Here is a 17,410-nt window from a genome sequence, read left to right as displayed (position 1 = left end):
CGCCACTTCTTATGAATCAGAACTTGATGGTGTGGGTGAGCGAAACCATGCGGCCCCGGCCGGCCCAGTAGTTCTGGAAGCCGCCCGGCGGCTGCGACCAGCTCAGGATGTACTGCTTGTCCAGCAGATTCTCGATACCCAGCGAGAACCGGCCCCAGCGTTCGGTCTCGTAGTTCATGCCCAGGTCGAACAGGGTGTAGCCGTGGGTCTCTTCGGTGAAAGTGAAGCGCTGGCCGTCGAAGGGACGCACCTCGCTGCCCGAGAGCTTGCGCGAGAACAGCGTGGTCGCGCCCAGGGTGATGTCGCCGCGCGGCACGAAGTTCCAGGTCACCGACCAGGCGAACTTGTCGGGGTTGATGTCGAGCACGCCCATGGGACGGTTCAGGCCGCCGGCCGGATAGCGGCCGGCCGCGTCGGCGGACCAGAACGAGGTCTCGCCGCGGGTATGCGAGTACACCGCGCTGACCTTCCACTTCTCCGAGAACCGGTAATCGCCGGACAGCTCGTAGCCCTTGATCCGCACCGGCGCGCGCAGCAGCACGAAGTCGTTGGTGACCGGATCGATCGACAGCGACTGGCCGAAGTCGGACTTGGAATCGTAGTGCGACGCGCTCAGCGAACCGCGGCTGCCGCGCCAGTTGAAGCCGAACTCGGTGTTGTCCACCACGATCGCGTTCAGATCCAGCAGGTCGGCGACGCTGATCTGCGGGTCGTTCGGGCAACCGTCGGGCTGGGTGCCGTCGGGGCTGTCGTTGGAGCACTGGATGTTGCGCAGCGGGATACCGACGTTGGCCAGGGTGAAGCCCTCGCCGTAGGAGCCGAACACGGAGAAGCCTTCGTTGATGCGCCAGACCACGCCGGCGTTGACCAGGTTTTCCTGGTAGTCCAGGGTGCCGCCGCGCACGAAGCGACGGTCGCGGAACCAGGTGGTGGTGTAGTCGTCTACGTGCAGCTCGCCGTCCTCGCGGCGGATGCCGCCGCTGAAGGTGAGCGGGCCCACGTCCCACGACAGCTGCAGCCACGGCGCACGGCTCTTGTACTCCATCGGCGGCACCCAGACCCGGTTGGTCAGGGCCAGGCGCTGCTCGGCGGTGTCCTCGACCAGGTCCAGGCCCACGCGCAGCTCCAGGCCTTCGACCGAGAACAGCGAGGGCCGGGTCCAGGAGGTGCGCAGGCCCTTCTTGTTGGTCACGATCTCGGACTGGTCGTAGATGCTGCCGATCGGGGCGATCAACGGGTCCTGACGGTCGGAGGAGTTCTCGACCAGGTAACGCATGGCCTGATCGGCCTTGTAGCCGTTGAGCACCAGCGTGCCGCCGAAGAAGTCGAAATGGGTGTAGCTGAGCTGGTACTGCTTGAAGTCGTTGAAGGCGGCCTTGGAACCGAAGATCTGACCGCGCTCGGAGGTGTTGGTGCGGGTCTGTCCGCAGATCGCGAACTCCTCCGGCCGGCAGCCCAGCACCTGGACGTAGTTGGCCTTGCCTTCGATCTTGAAATGGCTGACCGAGCCTTCGATGCGCTGGGTGCCGTCCTCGCCGAAGTTGTAGCCGGCCTTGAGGAACAGGTTGCGCGCCTCCGAATCGGCGACCGAACCGCTGGTGTTCATGCCGACGCGGCGGCCATCGGCGTCGTAGCTGATGCCGCGGTCGATGATCGAGGCGCTGGCGAGCATGTCGAAATCGCCGTCCTTGCGGGCGAAGTTCAGGCCGAGCTTCCAGCCGTCGCTGTCGTCGCCGAACTGGGTCGAGTAGCGCGAGATCAGGGTGACCTCGTTGCCTTCCTTGGTCGGCGCCGCCGACAGGTAGTTGATGATGCCGCCCGCCGCGCCGATGCCTTCCGAGGCCGAGGGGCCGTTGATGACCTCGATGCGGCCGACGATGCCCATGTCGGTGAAGGTCGCGTTGCGCGTGCCCTCACGCAGCGGCGAGCCCTGCGGCACGCCGTCGAACAGGCGCAGCGCGACGCGGCCGCGCAGGTTCTCGCCGGTGTTGCTCATCGCCTGCGAGGACTCGGCGTAGCCGGGCACCGAGCGCGCCAGCACCGCGGTCGCGTCCTCGGTCAGGACCAGGCTGCGCTGCACTTCTTCCTTCGACACCAGGGTGATCGCGCCCGGAATCTTGTCGACTGCCTTCGGGCTGCGCGTGCCGGTGACGACCACGTTGTCCAGATCGACCGCCGAGGAGTCCTTGGTTTCGCTTTCGGCAACCGCTTCGGCGTCCTGCGCGCGGGCATTTCCGGAGATGACGGAGAGCAGCAGGATGCTGCTGATCGCGGCGCTGAGTGGCTTGACCATGTCGTGTCTCGTGCTGGATTCGGATGGCGACGGTTCGCGCCGTCGCGGCGCGGTCGTTGATCGATGATGCGTGGAACCGCGCGGATCGCGCTTCGCTCTGGCGACGCCCCCGACGTCCCCGCAGCCCTGTTGGTGCAAACGAGCGTATGCGCTCGGACGCAGGCATAGAACCGGCGCGGGCTATGTTCAGAGACTAGGTTTTGTTGCTTGAGTACGCAGGAAAAATGTCGCGTTGCAGCATTTTTCCGCGACGAAGCGCGACCTGACGCTCAGCCCTTCTGCGCCGCCTGCATCGCCTTGCGGCTTTCCTGCAGGAACACCGTGACCAGGCGCACGCGCACGCTGGAACGCGACCAGACGATGCCGATCCGACGCGTGGCCGAGGCGTCGGGCAGCGGGATGCGCGCGAGTTTCAGCCCTTCCGGCCACGGCTTGGCCCAATCCGGGACCAGCGACACGCCCAGGCCGCGGTCGACCATGACCGCGATCGCGTTGAGCGCGTTGAGCTCGAAACGCTCGCGCGGGACGATGTTTGCCGCGCGCAGGTACTCGTCGGCCTGGCGCCCGCCCCACTGGTGGCGGTCGTAGCGGATCAGCGGCTGGGTCGCCAGCAGCTCGTGCGGGTCGCGCTCGGCCATGCTCTGCGGCGCCAGCACGATCAGCGGCTCCTCGCGCAGCAGCTGCCATTCGCAGGTCTTGGGCAGGGGGAACGGCGCCTGCAGCACCACCGCCGCGTCCAGGTCGCCCTTTTCCACCGCGTGGTAGAGATCGGCCGAATAGCCCGGCTTGATGAACACGTTGATCTGCGGAAAGGTCTCGACCATGCGCGCGAGCACGTCGGGCAGCATGCCGGCCAAGGCGGTCGGGCATGCGCCCAGGCGCAGCTCGCCCGAGACCCCGCTCTCGTTGGCCACGCTGCGCAGGTCGGCGACGCTGCGCAGCAGCTCGCGCGTGCGCGACAGGATCCGCGAACCTTCCTCGGTCACGCTGACGGTGCGGCCGACGCGCGCGATCAGCGGCGCACCGATCTCGCGTTCCAGGGTGCGGATCTGCTGGGCGACCGCGGCCGGGGTGATCCCGAGCACGCGCGCCGCCGCGGCCATCGAGCCCTGGTCGACCACGGTTACGAAGGTGTGCAGGAACTGAGTTTCCACGTGACCCTATCCCTTGAAGGCTGGAGGTTACTCCAGCGCCGATGCCGGCACCATGCTCGCCGCGCCGCGCCGCGTACTTCCGTGCGGAACGACCGCCGAAGCCAAGCTGCGCCAGCGTCTGAATATAGCGTTCGTGCCTTGGCGACCCATGCGGGCAGGCCAACGATCGATGTCATACCCAACCCAAGGCGGACGCAGCGCGCCCGGCGGCGGCGCGCACTATCCGGACACGATGGGCGGGCAGGACGGTTCGCGCGACGCGCGAACGCCCTACGGCGTCGCGATACCTGGCCGCGGGCCGCGACCGAGATGCCATCCTCCGCCCCTGGATCATCTCGAACCCCTAACCGGCACCCGCGAACGCGCGCCGCCCGCGCGCGCCCGGCTCAGACATCGCTGGCGCGGTCGCGATAGATCGTCAGGCCCTTCAGCGACCGCGTCGGCGCCGGGAAGAACAGGCTGGCGACGTAGCCGATCACGATGCACAACAGAATCGAGATCGCCAGGTAGAAATACGGGTGCACCATGTCGAACGACCAGATCACCAGGGTCAGCACGATGCTGGCGCCGATGCCGATCGCCACACCCGGCGAATTGGCGCGGCGGGTGAACATGCCCAGGGTGTAGGCGCCGGCGAAGCCGCCGCCGAGCAGGCCGGCCAGCTCGATCGAGACGTCGAACAGCGAATGGATGTCGAAGCGCGACAGCACCAGCGCCGTGCCGATGCCGACCAGGCCCACCACCACGGTCATGATCTCGGCGAAGAACACGCTCTGCTTGGGCGTGCGGTTCTTGGCCAGCTTCTCGTAGAAGTCGACCGAGATCAGGGTCGCGACCGAGTTCATGATGCCCGACAGGGTCGCCATGGCCGCGGCGAAGATGCCGGCGATGATCAGCCCGGTCACCCCCACCGGCAGTTCGGCGGCGATGAACATCGGGAAGGTCGCGTCGATCGGCAGCAGCGGGTTCATCCGCTCCGGGTTGGCTTTGTAGTAGACGAACAGGGCCGTGCCGATGGTGTAGAAGATGATGCCGCCGGGAATCATGATGGCCGCGAAGGCCCAGATCGAACGCCCGGCCTCGCGGTCGGACTTGGTCGACAGGGTGCGCTGCATCAACACCTGGTCCTTGGGGAAGGTCAGCACCACCTCGAACAGCACCAGGAAAATGAAGCCCCAGACCGTGGCCTTGGTCAGGTCGAAGCTGAAGTCGAAGGTGTGCATCTTGTTCTCGGCCATCGCCGCCGACCAGAACTCTCCGAAGCCGCCGCGCAGGCTCCAGATCATGAAGCCGATGGCGAAGATCGCGCCGCCCATCTTCACGATCACCTGCACGAAATCGGTCCAGATCACCGCCTTCATGCCGCCCATGGCGGTGTAGACGATGGTGAAGCCGCCCATCAGGATCACGCTCCAGAACACGCTGATGCCGGTGATGGTGGCGATGGCCAGCGCGGGCAGGAACAGGATCACGCTCATGCGGCTGCCGATCTGCACGAACACGCACAAGGCGCTGGCGAGCATGCGGATCGAGGGATGAAAGCGGGTCTCCAGGTAGGAGAACACCGACATCAGGTCCAGGCGCCGCAGCAACGGCACGATCCACACCGCCACGAACATCAGCCCGAACACCGCGATGACATTGTTGGCCATGTATTGCCAATTGGTCTCGAAGGCCTTGGCCGGGATCGCGATGAAACTGATCGAGCTGGTGTTTGCCGCGTACAGGCTGATGCCGGCGGCCCAGAACGGAATGGTGCGGCCGCCGACGAAGAAGTTGGAAGTCGAGCTGCGCTTCTCGCGCAGGTAGAAGTACAGGCCGATGCCGATCATGCCGGCCAGATAGACCACGATCACTACCCAGTCCAGCCAGTGCAGGCGCAGCTTGCTGGACTGCACCTGGGCGCTGGCGAAAGCGATCTCGCGCCCGTCCGCGCCGGCCTGCGCCCAGATCAAACCGTCGGGCCAGGCCGCCGTGGCGATGCTGTGGGCGGCCTGCGCGCCGGGCAGGGTCGCCCAGCTGGCGGTGATGGTCTGATAGGTGGCGATCTTTGCGGCGGCGCCGGCCTCGGCGCCCTCCTCCACCAGATACAGAATGTGGGCCTGGCCGATGGCGCGGCCGGAGCCGGGCACGACGCGCCCCGGCGCGCGGCTGGCTTCGGTCCAACCCGGCTCCGCCGACCAACGCAGCACGCGGTCGCCGCCGCTGGCGGCCGGCACCACCGCGAACAGGGCCTTGGTCTGCGCGACCAGCGAACTGGCCGCACCGCCGCCCGGCCAGGGCGTCAGCGGCGCCCAATGCGGACGTTCGTCCTCGAAGTTCAGCTGCAACAGATGCGCCGTACCGTCGCCGGCGGTGCCCGCGACATAGAAGGCCTCCGCAGACAGGGCCCCGCGCGCATCGCGCAAGGCCAGCGGCAGCGGCGCCAGCGGCCGCAGGACAATCGCGCCGTCGCGCAGGCTCAGCTGCACCACCTGCGTGGCCATGCGCTGCGCGCCCTGCCCCAGCAGCAGATAGGCGCGCTCGCCGTCCTGCACCAGCGACACGACTTCGGACGCCTTCGTCTGCGCAGGCCAAGGCAACGGCGCCCAGGCGCTGGCGCCTTCCTCCAGCGACCAGGCACCATCGCGCGTGAGCGCGATCGCGCGTCCCTGCACGCGCGCCAGGCCGATCAGCGGCGACTCGGTCTTCAGGCTGGGCAACGGCTGCGCGCGCATCGGCGTCAGCGCTTCGGCGTGCAGCGGGCCGACCACCGCCAGCAGCAACAACAGCAGCACCGTGCGCCACGACCTCCGCAACGCCGACGCGCCGCCAATCCATCCACGCATCGTCCGCACGCTCATGCACGCCCCTTCGCAGCCAGCAGCGCCTGGGCGCGTTTCAAGAATGGCAGATCGATCATGCGCCCATCGACCACGAACACGCCGCGCTGCGGCGCCCGCGCCGCGGCATCGACGATGCGCTGCGCCGCCGCCAACTCGGCCTCGGTGGCCGCAAAGGCCGCATTGGCCAAGGCGATCTGGCGCGGATGCACGCAGGTCTTGCCGAGGAAGCCCAGACGCCGCGCCATCTCCGCTTCGGCGCGATAGCCTTCGTCGTCCTGCAGGTCCGCATAGGCCCCGTCCAAGGCGAACACGCCAGCCTGGGCCGCGGCCATGCGCAGCGCGAACATCGCCGCGTGCACATTGGCGCGATCGCGCCGGTCCACACCCTCGGGTTCGAACAGATCGCCCAGGCCCAGTTGCAGCCCGGCCACACGCGGATGCGCGGCGGCGATCTGCGCCGCCGCGGCGAGCGCACGCGGCGTCTCGATATTGATCAGCAGCCCAATCGGACGTTCGACGCCGTTGCCGGCCTCAGCCGCCTCGATGCGCGCGACTGCCGCATGCAGCGCCTCGGCCGATTCGATCTTGGGCAGGTTGAGCAAGCTCACGCCCGGCCGCGCCACCGCGGCCAGATCGGCCGCGAACCAGGGCGAGTCCGGCGCGTTGACGCGCACGATGCCGAGCTTGGCGCTGGCGGCCAGCGCCTCCGAGGCCACGAACTCAGCCACCGCCGCACGCGCCTCGTCCTTGCGTTCGGGCGCGACCGCGTCTTCCAGGTCGAACGACAGCGCATCGGCCTCTCCGGCCAGCGCCTTGGCGAACAGCTCCGGCCGCGTTCCGGGCACGAACAATTTGCTACGCATGGAACGGCCGAGCCTGAGTCGTCTGGGTCATGGCCGGAGTGTGCGCCAAGGCAAAGATAGCGAGCGCACAGGCCAGGCATGTTCAAACGATAGGTTTTGTTTCGAATTCGGGCGCTCGGCGCCCCAGGGGCTGGAGCCGTTTGACATACTGTGCAACACACAGTACTGTGCGCCACATGGTCGACACAGACGCCTTCGGAAAACTGGAACTCGAGCTGCGGCGCGGCGTGGTGGTGCTGGCCACGCTGTCGCAGCTGCGAGCCCCGCGCTACGGCTACGAGCTGCGTCAGGCCCTGGCCGAAAAAGGCATGGCGATCGAGGAAGGCACGCTCTACCCGCTGCTGCGGCGCCTGGAAACCCAGGGCCTGCTGCAGAGCGAATGGCGCACCGAGGACGGGCCGCCGCGCCGCTACTACTCGCTCAATGCGAACGGGCGAAAACTGCTGAGCAAACTCACCGACTCATGGCAGGGGATGAACGACGCCATGCATCGACTGCTGCGGGAGGAATGAGGAATGAATGCGAACGAAGTGATCGAGTCCTATGTGTCCGACGTGGCCCTGCAGTTGCCGCGCAAGCAACGCAACGACGTGGCCTACGAGCTGCGCGCCCTGATCGGCGAAGGGCTGCAGGACCGCGCCGAAGCCGCGGGGCGCGAGCCCGACTCCGCGATGGCGATCGCGTTCCTGCGCGAGTTCGGACGCCCCGACGAGGTCGCGGCGCGCTACCGCCCCCACCTGAGCATCATCGATCCCGCCGACGCGCATGCCTTCCTGCGCGCTTCGGTGATCGGCCTGCTCATCATCTGGGGCCTGGGGCTGTGGTCCAGCCTGAGCCAACCCATCGACCCCGGCGTCAGCCTGCTCAGCGCCTTCGGCCATCGCTGGGGTTACTGGTGGGGCAGCGTGTTCGTGCCCTCGCTATGGTGGCCCGGCATGCTGGTGACGGGCTACGCCCTCGCCGCCTGGATCCGTCGACGCTGGCCGCAAACCGCGCAGTGGGAACCGCGCTCGGGCGACCGCATCCAGGGCGGCCGCGCCGCCATGGTGCTGGCGCTGGTCGGCATGGCTTGCGGGCTGTACATACTCACCCAACCGACCGTGGTGCTGGATCTGGCCTTCGGCGGCCGCGCCGCGCCGGTGGCCTACCAGGCCCTCACCTACACCGATACCTTCCTGCAGCGCCAAGCGCCCTGGATGTTCGCACTGCTGCTGCTCAACCTGCTCTTCTACGCCACCGTCATGATCCGCGGCCGCTGGTCGCCGGCGCTGCGCCGCATCGAAACGGTGTTCGTCCTGCTGACCTGCGCGGCGATGCTGTGGGTGATCGTGGACGGCCCGGTGATGATGACGCAGACCAGCGATCGCACGGCCAAGGCCTTGATGGCGCTGATCGTCGCGTTCTCGCTGCTCACCACCGCCCTGCTGGCGCTGCGCAAGGTCAAGCCGGCGCCGGATCGGGCGAAACAGGCGTGATGCCACAGCCCAGGACTCGCGCAACGCTTTGAGCGCCGGATAGTCCGCAGCGCCAGTGCGCGCCACGGCCAGCCAACTCCTGCGAGTGCGGCGAATCAATCGCAACGGCCGCGCACGCCGGCACCCGCAGTCGCAGCTGAATCGGCCTCGAAATCGACCTTGGCCGTTATTGGGCTCCGATCCCCCGGATCGATCTTCGCGCTATCGTGCGATACCGATCAGGCCTGTAACCGTCGACTCGACCTTGAGCCAAGCGCATGCAGGATCTGCTCGACAGCTGACGCCAACCCGAGGCCGCATGCGCATCCCGTTCCGTATCGCTCTGCTGATGCCGACCCTGCTCTTACTGGCCGCCTGCGCCAGCGCTCCGGGCACGAACGCATCCTCGCCCTGGGGCAACGCACGCCAGCTGGTGCTGGTGACCACCGACGGCTGGGACGCCAGCGCCGGGCGCCTACGCCGCTACGAACGCGACGGCGGCGATTGGCGCGAAGTCGGCGCGGCCACACCGGTCACAGTCGGGCGCAAGGGCAGCGCCTGGGGCCTGGGGCTGCACCCCGCCCAGTCCGACGGACCGCAGAAGCGCGAAGGCGACGGGCGCGCGCCTGCCGGCGTGTTCGCGCTGGGCACCGCGTTCGGTTACGGCGCGAGCGCAGCGACGCCCATGCCCTATCAGGCCATGGGCGCCGACGACTATTGCATCGACGTCAACGCCTCGCCGCTGTACAACCGCATCGTCGACGCCGGCACGGTCGGCCGCGACGCGGTCGCCGAGTCCACCGAGCCCATGCGCCGCGACCTGCATGCCGGCGGCGACCAGCGCTACCGGTTGGGTCTGGTGATCGAGCACAACCCGCAGCGCCTGAGCGGCGCCGGCAGCTGCATCTTCGCCCACCTGTGGAAGGCGCCCGGCGAGCCCACCGCGGGCTGCACGGCGATGGCCGATCCCGCCATGGAGGCCTTGCTGGCCTGGCTGCGCCCGCAGCAACGTCCGGTGTTCGTGCTGCTGCCGGAGGCGGAACTGCGCCGGCTGCGGCAGGATTGGCATCTGCCCGCGCCCTAGCCCAATCTGGGTCCACGCCCCTCCGGAGTCGCTGTCCGCATGTCGATGACCGCCCGCGTCCTGTTCGCCCTGATCGCCGGTGCCGCCGCCGGTCTGATCCTGGTCGCCTTGGCGCCCGAGGCCGCGCACGGCGCCGCGGCGGTGATGCAGCCGATCGGCAAGCTCTGGCTCAACGCCCTGCAGATGACGGTAGTGCCGCTGGTGGTGTCGCTGGTGGTGATCGGCGTGACCTCAGCCACCGACGCGGCCGCGTCCGGCCGCACGGCGCGGCGCGCGATGGTGGTGTTCATCGTGCTGCTCAGCCTGGGCGCAGCCTTCGCCGCGATCGCCGCGCCCGCGCTGCTATCGCTGCTGCCGCGCGACGAGGCGTTGGTGCAGGCCTTCCGCACCGCCACCTCGACCCCCACGGTCGCGCCGCCGGCGCTGGGCGACTGGCTGACCGCGGTGATCCCCAGCAACGTGATCGCCGCCGCCGCGGCCAGCGCGATGCTGCCGCTGGTGGTGTTCGCGCTGTTCTTCGGCTTCGCCCTGACCCGGATCGAGCCGGCGCGGCGCGCGCGCCTGGTCGAACTGTTCCAGGCCATCGCCGACACCATGATCGTGATCGTGCGCTGGCTGCTGTGGATCGCGCCGCTGGGCGTGTTCGCGCTGATGTTCGCGGTCTGCGCCCACGTCGGCGTGGGCATGCTGGGCGCGGTCGGCTACTACATCGTGCTGCAGTGCAGCCTGTATATCTCGGTGACCCTGATGTTGTACCTGGTCGCGGCCGCGGCCGGCACGCCGCTGCGGCGCTTCGCCGCCGGAGTGCTGCCGGCGCAGACCATCGCGGCGAGCACGCAGTCCTCGCTGGCCTCCTTGCCGGCAATGGTCGACAGCGCCCGCGTGCGTCTGGGCTATCCCTTGGAGATCGCTTCGCTGGTGTTGCCGATGGCGGTGTCGCTGTTCCGCATGACTAGTCCGATCCAGTACATCGGCGTGACCGCCTTCGTGGCCTGGATCTACGGCGTCGATCTGAGCGCCGCGCAACTGGCCGGCTGCGCCGCGCTGGCGGTGGTGATCAGCCTGGGGTCGGTGGGCCTGCCCGGGCAGGTCAGCTTCATGGCGACCAATATGCCGGTGGTACAGGCCGCCGGCCTGCCGGTGGAACCGATGGGCCTGCTGTTGGCGGTCGACACCATCCCCGACGTGTTCGCGACCTTGGGCAACGTCACCGGCGACCTCGCCGCGACCGGCGTGGTGGCCGGTCGCGAGCGGGCGGCGAGCGCGGACGACGGCACCGCCTGAGCGCCAGGACACGGCCATGCGCGCCAGGCGCCATTAGTAGATGACGAGGCCCGTAGCGCTTTGAAGCCTTAGCCGATCCGCATCGAGAGCTCGACGTCGTCGGCGAAAGCGATGGACAGATAGCGCGATACCGGCGAACGCACATACGCTAGGTATTCGGGGCTGTAGTCGGCGTTGTCGGCCACGATCAGGGCGCCCGGCCGCAAGCGGGATTCCACCCGCGCCAGCAAGTCGATGGCATCGGGCAGATCCGAACCCAGGGTCCGCATGCGTTTCCTTCCACCCGATCCAGCAGCCCGCCCTCGGCGAGGTAAGGTCTGACGGACAGACTCCTATTCGTTCTCTGTCAACGCCCACCACGATGCCATTAGCGACATCCCCATGAGGGTCAGCAGCATGATCACGGCCGCCGAGGAAAGACTCCCGCGCATCCAATCCTGCCAGCCATCACGGATCAAGGGCGTGGACGAAAGGCTCCAGAGGCACGCGCCAAGTCCCGCCAATATGCCGACCGGCAACTGCCAACGGCGTGCGCGCCGACGTGCGGGCAATTGCCGCATGACGCGATCGCTAAAGCCGGCGTCGGCGACGGGGCCATCGAAATGTTGGCGCAGCAGCGCATCGATGGATGAATCATGCGGGTCGTTCATGAGAGTTGCCTCTTGGTCTCGGATCCTTGCCAGATTGACAGCCACTTTTGCAGCTTTGCCTTGCCGCGCGTCGCGTGGGTTTTCACCGTGCCGAGCGGCATGTCCAGCACGTAGACGGCTTCTTCGTGACTCAACCCCAATTGCACGCAATGCAATAGCACGGCCTGCTCGGCAGGGGACAGGCGCTGCATCGCACGCTCCAGATCTACTTGCAGGTCGACGGTCTGGGCGGGGGCTGCCAGCGCTTCGTGCTCGCCGCCATCGGCATCTTCGAGCGTCCCCGCCTTCTTTCGACTGGCCTGCAGAAAGCAGGTGTACGCGATGCGGTAAAGCCAGGTGGAAAAACGCGCGTCGCCGCGAAATTGGTCGAGTTTTCGCCATGCCAATAGAAACGTCTCCTGCGCCAGGTCGTCGGCACCGGCTTCGTCGCCGTGTAGCAGGCGCCGCAATTGCGCGCGCACCATGCCCTGATGACGCCGCACCAGTTGCTCGAACGCGCGACCCTCGTTGCCGAGCAGAACTCGTGCAACGAGGGCCTGATCTATGCGCGCTTCCGCGTCGTGATCAGGCATGCTTGTCGTCGCGGCGATTCAGCCACCAGCTGGCGAGGTAGCCGAACCCGGTGAGCAACGGCAACAGGCCAATCCCCCACAGTTCGCCGATCCCTCGCCCGTTTTCGTAGTGTCCCGGCAAGGCGGCGAACATGGCGATGATGCCCAAGCCGATACTGATCAGCACCAGGGCCCGTCGCCGTTCGCAGAACGCCGCGCGCGGCTCGATCAACAGCTCCACCGGCGGCGTCACGCCCTTGTCCGCCAGATGCATCACGACGTTGTAGCGCGCCTGCGCCTGCTGATAGCGATAGCGCAGGACGATCAGCACGATGGCGATCGGCGCAAGTCCCAGCACGAAGAGAATGATGAATTCGGGTTGCATAAGGGTTCTCTCAGTAGTTTGTCTAGGTTAATGACGAAAGCGACTCATTCATACCGCATGCCTTCGGCCGGCTCGCCGCGCAGGATCCTGCGGGTGGACAGRTAGGTGGCCATGCCCACCAGCAGCGTGATCGTGATCGCCACGCCCAGCCCGATCGCCACCGGCACCACGGCTCCCAGCCCGGCCAGACGCGAGAGCAGGAACAGCCCCGCCCCGCCGATCAGCGTCGCGAGCACCAGGCCCACCGCCAGACGCCGCGCGCCCTGGCGCAGGAACAGACGCAGGATCGATCCGTCGCTTGCACCGATCGCGCGGCGCAGCCCCACCTCCTGCCTGCGCAGGATCACTTCGTTGCTGCACAGGCCGTAGATGCCGGTCAGCGCCAGCAACAGCGCGAACAGACCGCTGTACACGAACAGCTTCGCCAGGCTCCGGCTCAGGGCCACCGTGCGGTCGCGCAGCGCCGTGTAGCGATCCACCGCCACCCCGGGCGCCGCATTGGCCTGCCACGCCAGGTTCAGCAGCGTTGCGCGCGCCGACGTAGGTGGCCATGCCCACCAGCAGCGTGATCGTGATCGCCACGCCCAGCCCGATCGCCACCGGCACCACGGCTCCCAGCCCGGCCAGACGCGAGAGCAGGAACAGCCCCGCCCCRCCGATCAGCGTCGCGAGCACCAGGCCCACCGCCAGACGCCGCGCGCCCTGGCGCAGGAACAAGCGCAGGATCGATCCGTCGCTTGCRCCGATCGCGCGGCGCAGCCCCACCTCCTGCCTGCGCAGGATCACTTCGTTGCTGCACAGGCCGTAGATGCCGGTCAGCGCCAGCAACAGCGCGAACAGACCGCTGTACACGAACAGCTTCGCCAGRCTCCGGCTCAGSGCCACCGTGCGGTCGCGCAGCGCCGTGTAGCGATCCACCGCCACCCCGGGCGCCGCATTGGCCTGCCACGCCAGGTTCAGCAGCGTTGCGCGCGCCGACGGCTCGTCGCCGCGGTAACGCACCAGATAACGCGCACTGACCGGCGCCGCCTGGGCGAACGGCAGGTAGATCGCCGTCACCGCACGCGCATCCGCCTGCATCAGCTGGCTGTCGTCCAGCACATCGCTGACCACGCCCACCACGACCCGCTGCTCGCGCGCCTTGCCCTTCGCATCGAACAACTGGATCGACCGGCCGATCGGCGAGCTACCCGGCCAGTAACGCTCGGCCAGCGTCTTGCTCACCAGCGCCGATCGGCTGCCGTCGCTGCCGTCGCGGGAGTCGAAGTAGCGTCCATCGAGCAGTCGCGCACCCAGCGATACCGGCGCATCCGAACTCAGCCGCACCGTCGCCTCCGGGTAATCGCCCGCCACCGGATAGTTCATGCCATCCACCCCGAAGCGCCGACTGGCCGCGCCACTCCACAGCATCGCCCCCTCGACGTCCGACTGCGCACGGATGCTCGCCAGCAGGCGCTCGTGGTACTGCGCCTTGCTGGCCGGCGTGCCGTCGCTGCCCTTGGGCGCGGCCACGTCCAGCGCCAGCAGCCGCTCGCCATCGATGCCCGTGTCCAGGTTCGACGTGCGCCAGGCCACGAAGGTCAATGCGCTGCCGACCGCCATCACCACCGATATCAGCACGATCTGCACCGTCAGCAGCAGCCGCGACAGCCGCCCGCTCAAGCGTCCGCGTGCGCCGCGCGTTCCGTCGCGCAGCAAGGTCGTGCACGGCACGCGCAGCACCCGCCAGGTCGGCAGGATCGACACCACGCACACGGCGAACAGCACGAACCCGAACGTCATCAGCACCGACTGCGCGTCCACGCCCCAGCTCGCCCAGAACGGCAGACGGTCGCTCCACCCGTGCAGGAACTGGTCGGTCGCCTTCAGCCAGTACGCGATCAGCAGCAGGGCCAGCCCGCCGCCCACCACGCAGATCAGCAGGCTCTCCAGCATCATCTGCCACAGCAGCCGGCCGCGCGGCGCACCGATCGCCATCCGCACCGCAATCTCCTTCAACCGTTCCTGCGTGCGCGCCAGCAGCATGTTGCCCACGTTCACGCACGACAGCAGCATGATGAAGCCGGCCAGCAGGTTCAGCACCGCGAACATCACGTTGCCCGCGCCGCCCCCGGCCAGACTCATCTGGAAGGTTTCCAGCGCCATCGCGTTGTACTCGTACGGCTTGCCGTCCACGCGACGATGCCGCTGGCGCAGGCCGGTCAACAGGTCCGTCAACTCCGCCGACGCCGACGCCCGCGTCGCACCCGGGCGCAGCCGGGCATACGCGCCCACTTCGCTGGAGGCCGCCTCGTTCACCGGCTGCGACTCCTGCTGCGGCATCGGCAGCCACAACCGCGACCATACCGGGAAGGTCACACCCGCCGGCATCACACCGACCACACGTACCGGCTTGCGGTTGACGTGGATGACCCGACCCACGATGTCCGGCGAGCCGGCGAAGGCCGACTGCCACAGCGCATGGCTGACGATCGCCACCGGCTCGGCACCGCCGATCGTATCGGCCGGCAGGAAGCTGCGACCCAACTGCGGCTGCACCCCGATAAAGCCGAACATGTCCCACTGACCGTACGTGGCTGGCACCATCTGGCTCAGCTCACGATCGCTCACTTCCACGTCGGTGTCGCTGTAGACCCCGATCGCTTCCAGTTCCTTCACCTGCGGCGCGATCTGCGCCAGCTCGTAGGCATCCAGCGTCTGCGTCGGCAGACCGCCCGAACGACCCTCCAGGCGCATCACCCGATCCCCGTCGGTAATCGGCAAGTCCTTGTACAGCGCGGTGTTCAGCAAACCAAAGGTGTACAGACTCACCGCCAGACCGCCGGCCAACACCAGGATCGTGGTCAGGGTGAACACCGGAGTCTTGCGCAACAGGCGCAGCGCGTATTTCACATCCGTCCAGTACGACATCGTCCGCTCCTCAGCCGACCGTCCGCAACGCGGCGTGCTGCGACCGGTCGGCCACAATGCGCCCGTCGAACAGCTCGATCTGGCGCGGACAGCGCGCCGCCGTCTCCGGGTTGTGCGTCACCATGCAGATGGTCGCGCCGTCCTGGTGCAGGCCGTCCAGCAGCTCGATCACCGCCTCGGCATTCTTCGAGTCCAGGTTGCCGGTCGGTTCGTCCGCCAGGATCAGCGACGGACGCCCCGCCACCGCACGCGCGACCGCCACGCGCTGCTGCTGGCCGCCCGACAGCTGCGCCGGGAAGTGCTGCGCGCGATGGGTCATGTCCACACGCGCCAGCGCCTGCGCCACCCACTGCGCGCGCTCGGCCTTGCCCAGGTCCGTCCGGTACGTCAGCGGCAGTCCCACGTTCTCTTCCACCGTCAGGTCGCTGATCAGGTGGAAGGCCTGGAACACGAAGCCGATCTCACGGTTGCGGATCGCCGCCCGCTGGTCGCGGCCCAGCGACGACACGTCGTGGCCGTTGAGCGTGTAGCTACCCGCGTCCCACGTATCCAGCAGGCCCAGCAGCGACAGCAGCGTCGACTTGCCCGAGCCGGACGGGCCGGACAAGGCCACGTACTCGCCCTTCCCCACCCGCAGGGAGATGTCGTCGAGCGCCCGGGTCTCGACCTTCTCGGTGAGAAAGGATTTGCGGATCGCCGACAGTTCGATCAGGGTTTCGCCGTTCATAACGCGTTTCACTCCTTGGATACCCGCTCGCAGGCGGGTGCGTGATGGTTCAAAAATGAAAGGAGGGGGATAGGGCTACTTCAGCAAGACCCGGCTGTGCTCGCCCCACGCCGATACATCGGAAACCACGATCTGGTCGCCGGCCTTCAGCGCACCGAGCACCTCGATGTCGCGCGTGGACACCAGCCCGAAATCCACCAGCGTGCGCACCGCCGTGTCGCCTTCCACGCGGTAGACCGCCGCCTGTCCGTGCCCCTGCGCCAACGGCGGCCGGCTGACGAACAGCGCGTTGGGTTTGCGCGCGATCTCGATCACCCCTTCCACGCTCTGGTTGGCGCGCAGGCTCGCCGGCACGGAACCGTCCAGCTTCACCTCCACCTTCACCATCCCGTCGGTCACCGCCGGATCGATGCGCGTCACCCGGCCCGGCACCACGTTGCCGCGCGTGTCGATACGCACCGCCTGGTTGACCCGCACATCCCGCGCCTGGTAGTCCTGCACGTCCAGCAACGCCACCAGGTTGTCGTACGGCGCGATCCGACCGATCTCGTCCCCGCTCACCACCTGCTGGCCCAGCTTCAGGGCCATCTGCCCCACTACGCCATCAATCGGTGCGCGCACCGACAGGTCGGCGATCTGCTGGCGAAGAATGTCCAGCGTGTTGCCCATCTTGTTCAGCCGCGCCGTGTCCGCTTCCCGCTGCGCGCTCAGGCGCTGCTGCATCATCCGCACGCGCTCCTGCGCCGCCACGATGCGCAGCTTCTGCTGCTCCACCCCACGCTGCGTCTGCTCGTAGGTCAGCTTCGACACGATGCCGTCGGCTTGCAGCTTGGCCTCGGAGGCCTCGCGCAGGGACAGCACCTTCAACTCCGACTGCGCGATCCGTGCGTCCGTCTGCAGGTCGACCAGCTCTGCCTGCATGCTGGCGATGTTGGCCTGCTGTTCCTTCTTCTGCGCCGCCAGCTCCCACTCGCTCTCCGACAGCTGCTCGTGCAGCTTCGGGTTGGCCAGGCTCGCCAGGATGTCGCCCTTCTTCACCGCCGCGCCGGCTTCCACGGCGATGCGTTCCACCTGGCCCTCGACCTTCGCGCCCAGGAACTGCATGTGCTTGGACGTAAGTTCGCCCACACCGCGCACCTGCACCAGGAACTCGCCTTGCTTCACCTTCGCGAGCACCACCCGGTCGCGCGACGCCAGCTGGTCGGCACGCCCCAGCACGCTCATCGCCGC

At 67.9% G+C, this 17,410-nt stretch carries 15 protein-coding genes; 4 read left to right on the top strand and 11 right to left on the bottom strand.

The annotated features are described in order from the left end of the window. Positions 1–16: 16 nt before the first annotated feature. From ASE35_RS16740 to ASE35_RS16725, 4 genes are all read right to left on the bottom strand, one after another. The gene (locus ASE35_RS16740; RefSeq protein ID WP_057159762.1) at positions 17–2,293 is read right to left on the bottom strand and encodes a TonB-dependent receptor; all 2,277 of its coding nucleotides are present in this window, start codon (positions 2,291–2,293) and stop codon (positions 17–19) included. Between the two features lie 269 nt (positions 2,294–2,562). Further along, positions 2,563–3,447 (bottom strand): LysR family transcriptional regulator, encoded by an 885-nt coding sequence (locus ASE35_RS16735; protein ID WP_056181402.1) that lies wholly within the window; start codon positions 3,445–3,447, stop codon positions 2,563–2,565. Between the two features lie 386 nt (positions 3,448–3,833). Beyond that, complete coding sequence (locus tag ASE35_RS16730; RefSeq protein ID WP_235570098.1) at positions 3,834–6,224, bottom strand: sodium:solute symporter; 2,391 nt, start codon at positions 6,222–6,224, stop codon at positions 3,834–3,836. Between the two features lie 62 nt (positions 6,225–6,286). Continuing rightward, positions 6,287–7,135, bottom strand: coding sequence for a CoA ester lyase (locus ASE35_RS16725; protein ID WP_057164563.1), 849 nt, complete (start codon positions 7,133–7,135; stop codon positions 6,287–6,289). A gap of 176 nt (positions 7,136–7,311) precedes the next feature. On the opposite strand from ASE35_RS16725, the gene ASE35_RS16720 reads away from it, so the two are divergent. The 4 genes from ASE35_RS16720 to ASE35_RS16705 all read left to right on the top strand — a co-directional run bounded on the left by ASE35_RS16720 (position 7,312) and on the right by ASE35_RS16705 (position 10,957). Next, a complete protein-coding gene (locus tag ASE35_RS16720; RefSeq protein WP_057164562.1) occupies positions 7,312–7,647 on the top strand; it encodes a helix-turn-helix transcriptional regulator in 336 nt (111 codons plus the stop codon). A gap of 3 nt (positions 7,648–7,650) precedes the next feature. Next, the gene (locus ASE35_RS16715) at positions 7,651–8,610 is read left to right on the top strand and encodes a hypothetical protein (protein WP_057164561.1); all 960 of its coding nucleotides are present in this window, start codon (positions 7,651–7,653) and stop codon (positions 8,608–8,610) included. Positions 8,611–8,908: 298 nt separating this feature from the next. Then, positions 8,909–9,673, top strand: coding sequence for a hypothetical protein (locus tag ASE35_RS16710; protein WP_057164560.1), 765 nt, complete (start codon positions 8,909–8,911; stop codon positions 9,671–9,673). A 39-nt stretch (positions 9,674–9,712) separates the two neighbouring features. Then, positions 9,713–10,957, top strand: a complete 1,245-nt coding sequence (locus ASE35_RS16705; protein ID WP_057164559.1) for a cation:dicarboxylase symporter family transporter — start codon at positions 9,713–9,715, stop codon at positions 10,955–10,957. Between the two features lie 68 nt (positions 10,958–11,025). Here ASE35_RS16705 and ASE35_RS16700 read toward each other — a convergent pair whose 3' ends face one another. The 7 genes from ASE35_RS16700 to ASE35_RS16670 form a co-directional block, all read right to left on the bottom strand. Next, complete coding sequence (locus ASE35_RS16700) at positions 11,026–11,226, bottom strand: hypothetical protein (protein WP_057164558.1); 201 nt, start codon at positions 11,224–11,226, stop codon at positions 11,026–11,028. A gap of 63 nt (positions 11,227–11,289) precedes the next feature. After that, positions 11,290–11,607 (bottom strand): hypothetical protein, encoded by a 318-nt coding sequence (locus ASE35_RS16695; protein WP_057164557.1) that lies wholly within the window; start codon positions 11,605–11,607, stop codon positions 11,290–11,292. Further along, positions 11,604–12,179, bottom strand: a complete 576-nt coding sequence (locus ASE35_RS16690; protein WP_057159776.1) for an RNA polymerase sigma factor — start codon at positions 12,177–12,179, stop codon at positions 11,604–11,606. The genes ASE35_RS16695 and ASE35_RS16690 overlap by 4 nt, the downstream gene beginning before the upstream one ends. Then, positions 12,172–12,543: a DUF6249 domain-containing protein gene (locus ASE35_RS16685; protein ID WP_056181354.1), complete on the bottom strand. Its 372-nt coding sequence runs from the start codon at positions 12,541–12,543 to the stop codon at positions 12,172–12,174. The genes ASE35_RS16690 and ASE35_RS16685 overlap by 8 nt, the downstream gene beginning before the upstream one ends. Before the next feature lie 48 nt (positions 12,544–12,591). Next, positions 12,592–15,453 (bottom strand): ABC transporter permease, encoded by a 2,862-nt coding sequence (locus tag ASE35_RS16680; protein WP_057164556.1) that lies wholly within the window; start codon positions 15,451–15,453, stop codon positions 12,592–12,594. A 10-nt stretch (positions 15,454–15,463) separates the two neighbouring features. Continuing rightward, complete coding sequence (locus tag ASE35_RS16675) at positions 15,464–16,180, bottom strand: ABC transporter ATP-binding protein (protein WP_057164555.1); 717 nt, start codon at positions 16,178–16,180, stop codon at positions 15,464–15,466. Between the two features lie 75 nt (positions 16,181–16,255). Continuing rightward, the coding region (locus ASE35_RS16670) for an HlyD family efflux transporter periplasmic adaptor subunit (RefSeq protein WP_057164554.1) at positions 16,256–17,410 on the bottom strand (1,155 nt) is incomplete at its 5' end.

The sequence above is a fragment of the Lysobacter sp. Root916 genome, assembly GCF_001429785.1.
Taxonomy (GTDB): Bacteria; Pseudomonadota; Gammaproteobacteria; order Xanthomonadales; family Xanthomonadaceae; genus Lysobacter.
Note: the sequence above shows the minus strand (reverse complement) of the source record. Positions and strands in the feature narration are given on the sequence as shown.